The sequence below is a fragment of the Acinetobacter sp. HY1485 genome, assembly GCF_027568475.1.
GTDB lineage: Bacteria > Pseudomonadota > Gammaproteobacteria > Pseudomonadales > Moraxellaceae > Acinetobacter.
The window spans coordinates 39,755-54,242 of record NZ_JANKZG010000008.1; the positions used below are offsets into that span (position 1 = coordinate 39,755).

The 14,488-nt window shown below is 38.2% G+C and carries 17 protein-coding genes and 1 pseudogene; 13 read left to right on the plus strand and 5 right to left on the minus strand.

Annotation, left to right across the window (positions count from 1 at the left end):
• Window positions 1-84: 84 nt before the first annotated feature.
• The gene (locus PCI70_RS09555; RefSeq protein ID WP_269915108.1) at window positions 85-954 is read left to right on the plus strand and encodes an alpha/beta hydrolase; all 870 of its coding nucleotides are present in this window, start codon (window positions 85-87) and stop codon (window positions 952-954) included.
• Between the two features lie 174 nt (window positions 955-1,128).
• On the opposite strand, the pseudogene PCI70_RS09560 reads toward PCI70_RS09555, so the two are convergent.
• The 3 genes and pseudogenes from PCI70_RS09560 to PCI70_RS09570 form a co-directional block, all read right to left on the minus strand.
• Window positions 1,129-1,467 (minus strand): annotated as a pseudogene (locus PCI70_RS09560) (tRNA-binding protein).
• A complete protein-coding gene (locus PCI70_RS09565) occupies window positions 1,467-2,732 on the minus strand; it encodes a replication-associated recombination protein A (RefSeq protein WP_269915109.1) in 1,266 nt (421 codons plus the stop codon). The pseudogene PCI70_RS09560 and the gene PCI70_RS09565 overlap by 1 nt, the downstream one beginning before the upstream one ends.
• 60 nt (window positions 2,733-2,792) lie before the next feature.
• Window positions 2,793-3,197: a MerR family transcriptional regulator gene (locus PCI70_RS09570; protein ID WP_269915110.1), complete on the minus strand. Its 405-nt coding sequence runs from the start codon at window positions 3,195-3,197 to the stop codon at window positions 2,793-2,795.
• Between the two features lie 70 nt (window positions 3,198-3,267).
• On the opposite strand from PCI70_RS09570, the gene PCI70_RS09575 reads away from it, so the two are divergent.
• Entirely contained in the window at window positions 3,268-3,879 is a 612-nt protein-coding gene (locus PCI70_RS09575; protein WP_269915111.1) for a cation transporter, read from the plus strand.
• Window positions 3,880-3,908: 29 nt separating this feature from the next.
• Here PCI70_RS09575 and PCI70_RS09580 read toward each other — a convergent pair whose 3' ends face one another.
• On the minus strand, window positions 3,909-4,358 hold the full coding sequence (locus tag PCI70_RS09580; protein ID WP_269915112.1) for a YcgN family cysteine cluster protein: 450 nt from the start codon (window positions 4,356-4,358) through the stop codon (window positions 3,909-3,911).
• 186 nt (window positions 4,359-4,544) lie between these two features.
• Between PCI70_RS09580 and PCI70_RS09585 the strand changes: the two genes are divergently transcribed.
• From PCI70_RS09585 to PCI70_RS09630, 10 genes are all read left to right on the plus strand, one after another.
• Window positions 4,545-4,700 (plus strand): DUF1328 domain-containing protein, encoded by a 156-nt coding sequence (locus PCI70_RS09585; protein ID WP_269915113.1) that lies wholly within the window; start codon window positions 4,545-4,547, stop codon window positions 4,698-4,700.
• 73 nt (window positions 4,701-4,773) lie between these two features.
• Window positions 4,774-5,511 carry a dienelactone hydrolase family protein gene (locus tag PCI70_RS09590; RefSeq protein ID WP_269915114.1) on the plus strand — a complete coding sequence of 246 codons (738 nt, stop codon included), beginning with the start codon at window positions 4,774-4,776 and terminating at the stop codon, window positions 5,509-5,511.
• Window positions 5,512-5,586: 75 nt separating this feature from the next.
• Window positions 5,587-5,958, plus strand: coding sequence for an HIT family protein (locus PCI70_RS09595; protein WP_269915115.1), 372 nt, complete (start codon window positions 5,587-5,589; stop codon window positions 5,956-5,958).
• Window positions 5,959-6,041: 83 nt separating this feature from the next.
• Window positions 6,042-7,067 (plus strand): A/G-specific adenine glycosylase, encoded by a 1,026-nt coding sequence (mutY, locus tag PCI70_RS09600; RefSeq protein WP_269915116.1) that lies wholly within the window; start codon window positions 6,042-6,044, stop codon window positions 7,065-7,067.
• 40 nt (window positions 7,068-7,107) lie between these two features.
• Window positions 7,108-7,656 (plus strand): M23 family metallopeptidase, encoded by a 549-nt coding sequence (locus PCI70_RS09605; protein WP_269915117.1) that lies wholly within the window; start codon window positions 7,108-7,110, stop codon window positions 7,654-7,656.
• The gene (locus tag PCI70_RS09610; protein WP_269915118.1) at window positions 7,657-7,902 is read left to right on the plus strand and encodes a hypothetical protein; all 246 of its coding nucleotides are present in this window, start codon (window positions 7,657-7,659) and stop codon (window positions 7,900-7,902) included.
• 169 nt (window positions 7,903-8,071) lie between these two features.
• Window positions 8,072-8,629 carry a DNA-3-methyladenine glycosylase I gene (locus PCI70_RS09615; protein WP_269915119.1) on the plus strand — a complete coding sequence of 186 codons (558 nt, stop codon included), beginning with the start codon at window positions 8,072-8,074 and terminating at the stop codon, window positions 8,627-8,629.
• A gap of 8 nt (window positions 8,630-8,637) precedes the next feature.
• The gene (ahr, locus tag PCI70_RS09620) at window positions 8,638-9,660 is read left to right on the plus strand and encodes an NADPH-dependent aldehyde reductase Ahr (protein ID WP_269915120.1); all 1,023 of its coding nucleotides are present in this window, start codon (window positions 8,638-8,640) and stop codon (window positions 9,658-9,660) included.
• A 248-nt stretch (window positions 9,661-9,908) separates the two neighbouring features.
• Window positions 9,909-11,177 carry a glycoside hydrolase family 68 protein gene (locus PCI70_RS09625; protein ID WP_269915121.1) on the plus strand — a complete coding sequence of 423 codons (1,269 nt, stop codon included), beginning with the start codon at window positions 9,909-9,911 and terminating at the stop codon, window positions 11,175-11,177.
• Between the two features lie 192 nt (window positions 11,178-11,369).
• A complete protein-coding gene (locus PCI70_RS09630; protein WP_269915122.1) occupies window positions 11,370-12,644 on the plus strand; it encodes a glycoside hydrolase family 68 protein in 1,275 nt (424 codons plus the stop codon).
• Window positions 12,645-12,682: 38 nt separating this feature from the next.
• Here PCI70_RS09630 and PCI70_RS09635 read toward each other — a convergent pair whose 3' ends face one another.
• Window positions 12,683-13,573, minus strand: a complete 891-nt coding sequence (locus tag PCI70_RS09635; protein WP_269915123.1) for a LysR family transcriptional regulator — start codon at window positions 13,571-13,573, stop codon at window positions 12,683-12,685.
• A gap of 108 nt (window positions 13,574-13,681) precedes the next feature.
• On the opposite strand from PCI70_RS09635, the gene dkgB reads away from it, so the two are divergent.
• The gene (dkgB, locus tag PCI70_RS09640) at window positions 13,682-14,488 is read left to right on the plus strand and encodes a 2,5-didehydrogluconate reductase DkgB (protein WP_269915124.1); all 807 of its coding nucleotides are present in this window, start codon (window positions 13,682-13,684) and stop codon (window positions 14,486-14,488) included.

Here is a 14,488-nt window from a genome sequence, read left to right on the forward strand (position 1 = left end):
TTATAATAACTACAAATCTCATCTTATGTAGCTTCAATTTTTTTATACACTTAAATAACACTAATAAATTTTGAGGTAAGTACCATGCTTTTAAAAATTGGTTTTACCCTTATTTTAATGTACTTATCCTCTTCAATTTATGCTCAAAACCTTGCTATAAATTTATGGCAAAATCCAACACAGCTTGTTAATGTTCAATACAATATCAACCAAAAAGTAAACGATATTTCACAGCCACAAATGGTGGTTTATCTACCCAAAAAAAATAATCATCATGCAATTTTAGTAATGAGTGGTGGTGGTTACGCCCATGAAGAATTGGGTAAAGAAGGCACACCAACGAGTCAGTGGTTACAGCAACAGGGCTTTACCGTTTTTGAGCTGATTTATCGCCTACCAAAAAATAATCCACTTTTACCTTTTGCAGATGGTCAAAGGGCGATTCGCATTATGCGATCTCAGGCAAAAATATTTGACTACGATCCACAAAAAATTGGTGTACTTGGATTTTCTGCAGGTGGGCATTTAGCTTCTATTTTAGCAACTCAGTTTAATAGCGTATTTTATAAATCTCAGGAGCCACTAGACACTTTATCTGCAAAACCTAACTTTGCTGTTTTAGTTTATCCTGTCATTAGTATGTTGCCACCACTCAACCATACACATGCGTTTAAAAGTTTATTTCCTAAGCCTAATGCCACGCTTCAAACCTTACTTTCAGCTCAAGATGCGGTTACACCACAAACACCACCCATGCTCATTTTTCATGCAAAAAATGATCCTATTTCACCCGTACAAAATAGTCTACTTATGCAACAGGCTTTAGCTCAGGCACACGTTACCCATCAAGTTTATATATTTGATAACGGCGGGCACGGTTGGGGCATTGGTAAACCAAACACCCAAACCATGCAGTGGCGAAGTCTTTTTTTACAATGGGTCTACCACAACTAACAGAATGATTTTTTTAACCTTAAAAAAATGTAATAACAACTAGGATTTATCCTGATTTTATTAGTTCATGATGATGATTGAATAAAAATCGTACTTTACTCCTAAAACACTATTTCTGATAGGGTTTATCAAATCAGGTTACCTCCTAAACGTAAGTCCAATCTTTTATTTAGGTTAAAGTAGTTTCGTGCCAAGTGGTACATCTTGGTCAGATACACATAATTCAACGTGATCATTTGTATTATGCAAACCTGTCACCAAACATTCAGACATAAACTTGCCAATTTGCTTCCTAGGAAAATTCACCACTGCAAGCACTTTTTTACCAATCAAATTTTCGGGTGTATATAGGTCTGTAATTTATGCGCTTGATTTACGCTTGCCAATTTCTTCACCAAAATCAACAATCAGTTGATAAGCAGGTTTTCTTGCATCGGCAAAAACTTTTGCTTCCACAATTTGACCAACGCGTAACTCTACTTTAGTAAAATCATTCCATGTAATTTCTTGCATTATGACTCCTGTTGCCAACGGCGTTGTTGTAATTTTTCGCCCTCTACCTCTCTTTTATTTCGTGCAGACTCATAAATTTTGCTGTCTTTGAGTTCGGGCGGTAAATAATCTTGTTTTACAAAATGTTCAGGATAATCATGCGGATATAAATAATCCACGCCATAACCCTGTTGTTTCATCATTTTGGTAGGTGCGTTGCGTAAATGTAGTGGCACAGGCAATTCTGCTGTTTTTTCAGCAAGTGCCATGGCTTTATTAATGGCTAAATAAGTGCTATTACTTTTTGCACTTGTCGCCAAATAAACTGCACATTGTCCTAAAATAATACGCCCCTCAGGCATACCAATGGCTTGTACCGAACGGAAACATTCCCCTGCCAATAACAACGCATTCGGATTTGAATTTCCAATATCTTCAGATGCAGCAATGAGCATACGGCGTGCAATAAATACAGGATCTTCTCCCCCTTTTAACATACGTGCCATCCAATATAATGCCGCATCAGGGTCACTGCCTCGAATCGATTTAATAAAGGCAGACACTAAGTCGTAATGTTGTTCGCCATTTTTGTCATATTTGGCAATATTTTGCTGTGCAACTTTAACCACTAATGCATTATTAATATGGTTTTCTTGCTCAGGTTCAAACGTACTTGCCACTAAATCAAGTAAGTTTAAGGCTTTACGTGCATCCCCACCCGAAAACTGAATCAACGCATCGTATTCATCAATAAATAGCTGACGATCTTGCAAAAAACGGTCTTGCTCTGTGGCTTTTTGCAAAAGCTGTTGTAAGGCAATTTCATCAAGTGCATTTAAGGTATACACCTGACAACGTGATAAGAGTGCGTTATTCACTTCAAACGATGGATTTTCTGTGGTTGCACCAATGAGTGTAATTTTCCCTTTTTCTACCGCCCCTAATAACGCATCTTGCTGAGATTTATTAAAGCGATGAATTTCATCAATAAACACCACAGGCGTGAGTAAATCGCCACTGTCGGCAATCACTTCTCGAAGTTCTTTTACACCTGTATTCAGCGCAGATAAACTAATAAAAGGACGATCTACTGCTTGAGCAAGTAATAAAGCAAGTGTCGTTTTACCTACGCCCGGCGGTCCCCAAAAAATAATAGAGGGTAAATGCCCTTGATCAATCATTTGTCTAAACGGTGCTTGCTCACCAAGCAAATGATCTTGTCCCATAATCTCAGACAAATCACGCGGACGTAAACGCTCAGGCAGTGGGATGTGGCTATCGGTCATATCAACTCTTTTTAGGTAAAACGAGATAAGATTTATTAAGCCATAATTTACATCAAAATCCTATGGCGTATTGCTTTGTAGCGTTTGCACAATTTGGCAATTTTCTACCGTTTGGTTAGATTGGCACGAGTTTTTAAGTTGCTGTAATTGAGTTTGAAATGCCATCAATCGCGTAATTTTGTGTTCAATATGGTTTAAATGTTCATCAATAATATGATCAACTTCTTGGCAACTTTGCTGTGGGTCTTTTAACTGTTGGTTCAGTAATTCAATCTCATGTAAGGACATACCTAAATCACGACAATGCCGAATAAATATAAGTTCTTTAACCTGTATATCGCTGTAATAACGATACTGATTCTCCCCACGTTTGGCAGGCGTCATTAATTTTTTTTGCTCATAGAAGCGAATAGTATCTGTAGTGAGTTTTACTTTTTTGGCAAGTTGCCCAATTGTTATTTCCATGATGTTCTCGCTTGACCTTAGGGTTACTCCAAGCTTTTTAATAACACTAAAGATATTGGAGTACAACGTTATGGCACATTCTTGTTGCAATCATTCCCCTCAAGCAAAAAAGCATACGCATAAATTTAAAATTGCGTTATGGATTGCACTTGTTCTTAATCTGAGCCTATTTTTTATTGAAGTATTAGGTGGTGCACATACAGGTTCAAGTGCTTTGTGGGCAGATGCATTAGATTTTGCAGGAGATTCTTTTAACTATATTTTATCACTTATTGCGTTAGGACTTACCGCCTATTGGCGTTCACAAGTGGCTCTATTTAAAGGGCTCATGATGTTTGTTTTTGCACTCATCATTGTAGGCAAAGTAATTTGGTCATATAGCCAAAATATTCCACCTGAAGCCTTAACTATGGGTTTAATTGGCGTGCTTGCACTTGTTGCCAACATCATCAGTGCGATTGTTTTATATACCTTTAGAGAAGGCGACGCCAATATGCGTTCAGTGTGGTTATGTAGCCGTAACGATGCCATTGGTAACATTGCAGTAATGATTGCAGCACTAGGTGTATTTGGTACAAATAGTGTTTTACCAGACCTAATAGTTGCTCTTGTGATGGCAGTATTAGGGTTAAGCTCGGGTCTGCAAATTATTAAACATGCGAAACAAGAACAAAAAGCATAATCAATTGACCGAGCGTTTGCTCGGTCTTTTTACCTTACCCAACGCACAATATAATCTTCTAAATCATCATCATTAATTTCTTTTTCTGAAATACAACGCCCTGCTACAGACTTTTTAGCCTTAATTACACTCTTTTTAGAACCTGTATTTAAATAGTGCCATGAAGGCAAATTTTTTCCTTCATAAATACGGCGATACGCACAACTCGAAGGTAACCAATAAGCTACTTCTGCAACCTTTTCTAACGTAAGTTGAATACAATCAGGCACTGTATCCTTACGATTTTCATAATCACCACACCACCCTGTTTGGCAGTCTAATAGCTGACATGCTACTTTGGTGTATTCTACTTCTTGGGTTTCATCATCTTCTAATTTTAATAGACAACACTGCCCACACCCATCACACAGTGCTTCCCACTCAACAGGATTTAATTCTGCCAAAGTGTATTTTTTCCAAAACTGTGGGCGTAAAGACATAACCAAAAACTCAACAAGAAACACATCAATTATATCATGAGTTCACTTTTAAGCTTTTATTTACACAACCTCCCTATTGATTATTATGTATGCATAAACTCACACATGATTTAAACAAAAGTGAACAATCTGTTATTTCCACAATGCTATGCTGATTTACAGAATAAAAAATTAAGGAGAATGACTATGTTTCGTTGGGCAATTATATTTGCAGTAATTGCATTAATCGCAAGTCTGCTTGGATTTGGTGGTGTTGCAGGGTTATCTCAACAATTTGCTATCATTTTATTGGTTGTTGCCGTAATTTTTGCCGTAATTGGCTTCTTCTCACGAGGACGCTAGTTTCTTCATTCAAATTATAAAAAAGAAGGGAAACCTTCTTTTTTTATACCACATTTTGACTAAGGAAAGCTAAATGACTCAACTTATTACCCGCGATATTGAATACACTGCACCTGATGGTACACAGCTCAAAGGTTTTTTTGTTTCACCCCAAAGCAAACAGCCACTTGCAGGCATTTTACTTGGACCAGAATGGTGGGGTTGTAACGACTTTTTAGTTTGTCGGGCAAAACAGCTTGCAGAACAAGGCTATGCCGCCTTTGCTATGGATATGTATGGTGCACAAAAAGCCACAGAAGATGCCGAGCAAGCAAAGCAATGGATGATGGAAACATTTGAAAAACCTGAAACCATTGTACAGCGTGCCCAAGTTGCTTTAGATACTTTAGCAAAACAACCTGAAGTAGACCCAAAACAACTTGCTGCAATTGGCTTTTGCTACGGCGGTAAAGTCGTTTTAGAACTTGCCCGTACAAATGCACCTTTACATGTTACAGCTTCTTTTCATGGCAATCTCACCACCAACCACCCTGCACAAAAGGGGAAATTTCATGGTGATGTGCTGATCTGTCATGGTGAAGATGACAGTATGGTCAGCTTAGCTGATGTAAAAACCATTGACCAAGAACTTACCCAAGCAGAAGTCCCTCATCAAATTTTAATTTTGGAACATGCAAAACATGGTTTTACCAATCCACTTGCTGATGAACGTGGAAAACGAAACGGTGTAGATCTGGCTTATAATGCAGAAGCAACACAACAAAGCTTTGACGCCCTCCATATTCTTTTAAAGAAAAAATTTGATGCATAATTTTTATATACACGTCTAAAATTTATGCTATAAGAAAGTGCAACTGCCACAAAATATAATAAAGAGGAATAGGATATGACCCAAACTCCATGCGTGTACTGTGAATTTGATGAATACGATGTCATTACCAAAAATGACTTTGGTGTTGTATTTCCAGAACCCAAGCCTTTATCTAAAGGGCATGTGGTAATTGTACCGTTACGTCATGTCCATTCCTTTTTCGAAGTTACCGACAAAGAGCGCAAAAGTTTGCTTTCTTTACTTGAAAAGGCACGTAATGCCTTACAAGAACGCCATCAACCTACGGGCTATCATATTGGTTTTAACGATGGCAACGTGTTTGGTGAACCTGTAGAACACTTACACATTCATGTTATTCCTCGCTACAAAAATCAGGAACTTAAACTTGATGCCCGTTGGGGAATTATGGATGTCGAAGAAGATTAAAACAAAGCCTCACTAAAGAGGCTTTTTTATACTTTCATTGCCAGACAGCGTATAATTTAACAACGCAAATTAATAGGTTTGGCATGACACAATTTTCTTTTTCTGATGCGCTACTCACTTGGTTTGACCAATACGGACGCCACGACCTACCTTGGCAAATTGCAGATGATCCATACAAAGTTTGGGTATCTGAAATTATGCTCCAACAAACTCAAGTTAAAACAGTTTTAAAATATTTTGATCGCTTTATTACCCAATTTCCAACCGTACATGACTTAGCCAGTGCCACATGGGACGAAGTTGCACCCTATTGGGCAGGACTTGGCTACTACGCACGCGCACGCAACCTCCATAAAGCCGCAATTATTGTTCATCAAAATGGCTGTTTTCCGTCAACACTAGAAGCATGGATTGCCCTGCCTGGCATTGGACGATCTACCGCAGGTGCTTTAATGTCGTTGGGTTTACGTCAATACGGCGTAATTATGGATGGCAATGTTAAACGTGTTCTTGCACGTTTTTTAGCAATAGAAGACGATTTAAGTAAACCTATCCATGAACGTGAAATGTGGAAAATTGCCGAAGATCTATGCCCCACCCAACGTAACCATGATTATACCCAAGCGATTATGGATTTAGGCGCAACAGTTTGTACACCTAAAAAACCACTATGCTTGTATTGTCCAATGCAAACACATTGCAAAGCGCATCAACAAGGTTTAGAAAACGAACTTCCTTTTAAAAAACCTAAAAAAGCTGTGCCCACCAAAACAGGAGAAGTGTTACTGCTCAATTATGATGGCTTATGGCTGTGGCAACAACGCCCATCGCTTGGGTTATGGGGTGGACTATGGTGCTTACCTATTTATGATGATCTGACACAACTTACAAACACTTTAGCACTCTATGCGCTTACACCTCAGCAAACCACCACCATAAAACATGGATTTACGCATTTTACATGGCAGTTAACAGTTCATCGTGTTGATCTTTCAGCACAGCAACGTGAACAACTTGAACAAACCTTTTTAGGGCAATGGCTGAGCCCGACACAAGCCATTGAAAAGGGTGTTCCTACTGCAATGAAAAAATTGATCTTAGGTCAATAAATATGCCATATTCAAAGAAGCGTTAAAACAAGGATACCAAATGAAAAAACGCTTCTATACGGCGCTTACCCTATTTGCATGTACACTCATAGTATGTGCATGTAGTACAACACCAAAAAAATCAACGCCTCTACCACCACAGACTGTTATGCATTTAAAAGCCATGCAACTCAGCCCTATTTTGCCCATTCCTGTTAAGGGAATAAAACGACAAAACCTTACAGATACTTGGGGTGCTGCGCGTAGTGCAGGTCGTCGCCATGAAGGGATTGATATTTTGGCTCCACGTGGAACACCTGTCACAAGTGCCACAGAAGGCTTAGTGGCAAGCCTACAAAGTAACCGCTTAGGTGGCAATGTGGTTTGGATTTTAGGTCCTGCGGGCTCATGGCATTACTATGCACACTTAAAAAGTCACAAACGTGGCTTACATGTGGGACAATACGTTCACGCAGGTGATGTAATTGGTTATGTAGGTAATACAGGTAATGCACGACATACCGTTAGCCACTTACATTATGGTCTCTATTTAGCAGGAAAAGGACGGGGCGCAGTGAACCCCTATCCATACGTACACGGTGATTTTTAAATGTCTGAAGCACTCCTAGAACGTTTAATTGATTTTGCAGAAGCAGGTAATCAACAAAAAATAACTTTAGAGGGTACAACTTACCAAGGTTGGGTCATGGAAATTACCGAAGAAGGCTTACTCATTAGCACAGGTTATAACGATAAAAAAGGTAAAGATATTTGGCTCTCACCTAGTCAACTTCAAAAAGCTAACTTAAGCTTTTGGAATAATGCAAACAGTCAGTGGGAAGTATTCACTCTTTGATATGCGCTTTAATCTAAAAAGTAACTCACTTTTTAAATTGTCTGATCCTAAAACTTATTCTATTTTATGAGCGACAATACACACATACTTGGTTAATCAAAGTCTTTATTTTAGATCAATCATAAAGTCAGCGTTACGCTGACTTTTCTTTTTTAAGAAGATTATCACAATGACAAAAATCATAAGATGCGCATGGTGTACACAAGACCCACTTTACAAACACTATCATGACCATGAATGGGGAAAACCCGTTTATGAAGAACACCAGCTTTTTGAAATGTTATGCTTAGAAGGACAACAAGCAGGACTCTCTTGGATTACAGTTTTAAAAAAACGAGAAGCCTACCGCCAACATTTTTTTAATTTAGCTATTGAGGATATTGCACGTATCACAAACGAAGAACTTTTAAAAAAACAACAAGACCCAGAACTCATTCGTCATCTTGCCAAACTCACCTCAATTCGAGATAACGCCCAAGCATGGTTAAAATTAAAATCAGATGTTTATGATGTGAGCGATTGGCTTTGGTCTTTTACAAAACACATCACAATGCAACAAAATAAGATAGACGCTCAAAATATCCCTTCTTACACTATCCAAAGTGAACAGCTTGCAAGCGCCTTAAAACAAAAAGGGTTTAAGTTTGTGGGTAAAACAACGTGCTACGCGTTTATGCAAGCCTGCGGTATGGTCAATGACCATGAGGTTAAGTGTACATTTAGATGAGGAATACAATGTCAAATAATACAATACATGCTTATGCAGTCAAAAAAGCAGGTGAAAAACTTGTTCCTTACCAATTTGATGCAGGTGAACTTGCACCACAACACGTTGAAATAAAAGTTGAATACTGTGGTCTTTGTCACTCTGATGTTGCCATGATTCACAACGATTGGGGTATGTCTCAATATCCACTGGTTGCTGGACACGAAGTCATTGGTAGAGTGGTGCAAATCGGCTCACAAGTTCAAGGTTTTGAGATTGGTCAACGCGTTGGACTAGGTTGGATGTCTGAAAGTTGCCAAAGCTGTAACCCTTGCATTACAGGTCAACAAGCTTACTGTACTGGTGAAAATAAACCAACCATCATCGGACATGCAGGTGGGTTTGCCGATAAAGTACGTGCCCAAGCACAATGGGTGATTCCATTACCTGAAGATTTAGACCCTGAAAGTGCAGGCCCATTACTTTGTGGTGGAATTACAGTTTTTGATCCGCTTGTACAACATAAAATTCAAGCAACACACCATGTAGGCGTTATTGGCATTGGTGGTTTAGGGCATATTGCACTTAAACTTTTAAAAGCATGGGGCTGTGAAGTCACTGCCTTTAGTTCAAGTTCTAATAAAACAGATGAACTTAAAGCGATGGGCGCAGACCATGTAGTTAATAGCCGTGACTCTGAAGAACTCAAAAAACAAGCAGGTAAATTTGACCTTATTTTAAGTACGGTTAATGTAAAACTAGATTGGTCCACTTATATTTCCGCACTTGCCCCTCATGGGCAATTCCATGTTTTGGGTGTACCACTCGAACCGATTGGTGTTTCAGCAGGTGCTTTAATCAACGGTGCACGATCTGTTACAGGCTCATCTACAGGTTCACCTGCAGCATTACGCGAGCTTCTTAAATTTGCAGGACGTAAAAATATCGCTCCACAAGTAGAAGTTTTCCCAATGTCGCAAATTAACGAAGCACTTGCTCACCTAGAATCTGGAAAAGTACGTTATCGGGTTGTACTAAAAGCAGACTTTTAAAATGATACCGCTTACCAAACGTGATTTACGTTTGGTAAGTAATAAAAAAAAATTTCTTCAGTATGCCAAAACCATTTTAAACTCACAAAATGATCATGTTGTGCCATCAATAAAACAGAAAATATATCATTAAAAATCAATGCCCTGTTGTGTAGGAAACCACCCACCCCAATTCGATTTTTTTTTATTGTCATTCGTTTTACTTTCTCACTGCGGTTTCGCAAATACTTTAAAAAAGGAAAGTAACAATGACTAATTTAAACTACCAACCAACAATTTGGACTCGTGCAGATGCTTTAAAAGTATACGAAAATGATCCAACAACAACTCAACCTTTAGTTTCAGCTGATTTCCCAGTAATGGATGAGAACTTATTTATTTGGGATACTATGCCATTACGCCAACTAGACGGTACTATCGTTTCTGTAGATGGTTGGTCAGTAATTTTCACACTAACAGCAATTCGTAGCCCAGAAGAATTTACCAATGAACAAGGTGAATACGATATCACTGCTGACTGGAATGATCGTCATGGTCGTGCTCGTATCTGCTTTTGGTATAGCCGTGATGGTAAGAGCTGGGTATTTGGCGGTCGCGTAATGGAAGAAGGTGTATCACCAACTTCACGTGAATGGGCAGGTACACCTATCCTCCTCAATAAAAAAGGTGAAGTTGACCTGTACTACACATGTGTAACCCCAGGTGCCACTATTGCTAAAGTACGTGGACGCCTTGTAACTTCTGATGAAGGTGTAACTGTTGAAGGCTTTGATAATGTAAAATCATTATTTGAAGCAGATGGCGAATACTACCAAACCGAAGCACAAAACCAATATTGGAACTTCCGCGATCCATCACCTTTTATTGACCCTGTAGATGGTAAACTTTACATGGTATTTGAAGGTAACGTTGCAGGTGATCGTGGAACACACGTTATTGGCGAAGCCGAAATGGGCGATGTACCTCCTGGTCATACAGAAGTTGGCGGTGCACGTTACCAAGCAGGTTGTATTGGTCTAGCTGTTGCTAAAGATCTACATGGCGATGAATGGGAAATCTTACCTCCTCTTGTAACTGCTGTTGGTGTAAACGATCAAACTGAACGTCCACACTATGTATTCCAAGATGATAAATACTACCTATTCACAATCAGTCATAAATTTACTTATTCTGATGGCTTAAATGGTCCAGATGGTGTGTACGGTTTTGTAAGCGAAAACTTGACAGGTCCTTACCGTCCAATGAATAGCTCTGGTTTAGTGTTGGGTAATCCATCATCACAACCATACCAAACCTATTCACACTGTGTGATGCCAAATGGTTTAGTAACATCATTTATTGACTCTGTACCTGTACAAAAACCAAACTCTAAAGATTTAGACTACCGTATTGGTGGTACTGAAGCACCAACTGTACGTATCAAGTTAAAAGGTGATCGTTCATTCTTGGTAGAAACTTTAGACTACGGTTATATTCCTGCTATGGAAGATGTTGTTTTACGTAAAAAACATAAGTAACTCTTAAGTTTCAATCACTCAAAATCGGCTTGTATATACAAGCCGATTTTTTCTTGTATCTAAGATTAAATCCTAAAAATCAATCTTATGTTGTATAGCCACACAGAGAACTTACATGAGTTTTTTTCAGGTTCTATTTGTTTTAATTTTTAAATGCAAATTTGCAAATACTTAAAACGAAGGAAAATAATTATGGCGCAATATAACTACCAACCAACAATTTGGACTCGTGCAGATGCTTTAAAAGTACATGAAGATGACCCAACTACAACTCAACCACTTGTACCAGCAAATTTTCCTATAATGGATAATCGATTATTTATTTGGGACACAATGCCCTTACGTACACTAGATGGAACTATCGTGTCTATTGATGGATGGTCAGTAATTTTCACATTAACGGCTGTCCGTGATCCTAAACGCTTCACAGACAAAAATGGCAAGTACGATATTACTGCTGATTGGGAAGATCGTCATGGTCGTGCTCGTATCTGTTTTTGGTATAGCCGTGATGGTAAAAGCTGGAAATTTGGTGGTCGCGTAATGAAAGAAGGTGTTTCACCTACCTCACGTGAATGGGCAGGCACACCAATCTTATTAAACAATAATGGTGACGTAGACCTTTATTACACTTGTGTAACTCCAGGCGCTACGATTTGTAAAGTACGGGGTCGTCTTGTCGCATCTCAAAATGGGGTAACTGTAGAAAACTTTACTAAAGTGAAATCATTATTTGAAGCAGATGGTACTTATTACCAAACAGAAAAACAGAACCCATACTTCAACTTCCGTGATCCATCACCATTTATTGATCCTGTAGATGGCAAACTCTATATGGTATTTGAAGGCAACGTTGCAGGAGACCGTGGTAGCCATATTGTAGGTGATGCGCAAATTGGTAAAGTACCACCACAACATACGGATGTCGGGGGAGCACGTTTCCAAGTTGGGTGCATCGGACTGGCTGTTGCAACAGACTTAACAGGAGATCAATGGGAAATTTTACCTCCTCTTGTCACGGCTGTTGGTGTAAACGATCAAACGGAGCGTCCGCATTATGTATTCAAAGATGGAAAATATTATTTATTTACTATCAGTCATAAATTCACTTATGCAGATGGTTTAAGTGGCCCAGATGGGGTATATGGTTTTGTAAGTGAAAATTTAACAGGGCCATACCGTCCAATGAATAGTTCTGGTTTGGTATTAGGTAACCCATCATCTCAACCTTATCAAACCTACTCACATTATGTAATGCCAAATGGTCTAGTCACCTCGTTTATTGATTCTGTGCCTGTTCCAACACCAAATCCTAAAGATTTACAATATCGTATTGGTGGTACCGAAGCACCCACCGTACGAATTGAACTTGAGGGAGATCGTTCTTTTTTGATAGAAACTTTAGATTACGGTTATATTCCACCTATGCAAAATGTAAAATTAAGAAAGCGACGTTTTGGGCATTAGTTTTATCTATCGGCTTACTTAACAGTAGGTCGATTTTTTTATGTCATATCATTTAAGTGCTTGGCTAAAAACTCAATAAATAAGCGAATTCTTTTAGGCGTATGTGCATGTTTATAATAAACAGCCTGTACCGTTTGATATTTTAAAATAACTTCATCATCTAATACACTTTCTAAGTTCCCTTGTTCCATGTCCTCTGTAACTAAAAAAGCTGATAAACACGCAATCCCATTATGATTAAGTACTAAATGTCGAATTGTTTCGCCTGTATTTGCCGTTAAACTTGCTTTAGCTTTAAATGTTTTTTTCTCTTGTTTTACTGGCCAAAGATTTAAATTAGGATGTTGGCTAAAACCAATCAATTGATGCTGATATAAATCTTCTACACATTGAGGCTTACCCCACTGTTTTAAATATTGTGGACTTGCAACTAAGTAAAGACGACTTTTCATCAATTGTTTTGAATGTAGGGTAGAGTCAGATAATTCACCAATTCTAATCGCCACATCTGTACGGCACTCTAATAAATCAATCACCTGATCATTACTGTTTAGTTCAATATTAAGATTTGGATATTGTGTTCTAAATTTACATATTAAAGGTGCAATCCGATGTAAAACAAATGAGGTCGCTGCGTCAACACGCAATAAACCTGAGATATCACGATCTGAGTGTAAAAGCGCTTCTTCTGCTGCTGTTAAATCATTTAAGATTTGGCGCGTTTTAACCAAGAAAATTTCCCCTTCTTGTGTCAACTTCATTTTTCTTGTTGTTCTAGCCAGTAAAGTAATTCCTAATTTTTTTTCTAACCGTGTTAAAGCACGACTCACCCCCGATGCCGTTTGTTGTAATTGTTCGGCAGCACAGACAATTGAGCCTGTATCTACAATTGCTGTAAATGCCATTAGCTCATCAATACTCGATTTCATAAATTACTATTCGTGATTTTTTATCAAAAATATTTTGCAGTTTTTTATATTTTTCTGCAATTCAACTTACTTCACAATGACGTATATTTTAAAAAATTGAGTAAAACCATGAATTTTCCAAATATTGGTCTGGGTACTTTTCGCCTTAAAGGTGAAGTTGTCCAACAATCTGTGCAAGACGCCTTAGATATAGGTTATCGTGCAATTGATACCGCACAAATTTATGATAATGAATTAGAGATTGGACAAGTACTTCAAAAAAGTTCTATTGCAAGAGATGAGCTATTTTTAACAACCAAAGTATGGGTTGATCACTTTACCCCTGAAAAATTTATTCCGAGTCTAAAAAATAGTTTAACTCGACTTCAGGTGGATCAGGTAGATCTAACACTTTTACATTGGCCTGCACCAAAAATGAATATTGATCTAAAAACCACCTTAGAGCTGTTAGCAGAAGCACAAAATTTAGGGTTAACACAGCATATTGGTGTCTCTAATTTTAATATTCAACAAGTACAATATGCCATTGATCTACTGGGTAAAGCACGTATTTTTACCAATCAAATAGAGCTCAGCCCTTATCTGCAAAATAAAACATTAGTTTCATTTTTAAAGCAAAATGATATTGCGATAACCTCGTATATGACGTTGGCTTATGGAAAAGTTTTACACGATCCAACCTTAAAACAAATTGCCAATATTTATCATGTTTCAGTTGCGCAAGTCGTTTTAGCTTGGGCATTGCATCATCATTTTCATGTCATTCCTTCATCTACCAATCAGGCACATTTAACAAGTAATTTAGAAGCACAACAACTTGTATTATCCCCTGAGCATATTGCAATGATTGATGGGCTTGAGCGTAATAGCCGAGAAATTAACCCTGAACAACTTGCTCCACAATGGGATCTTTAA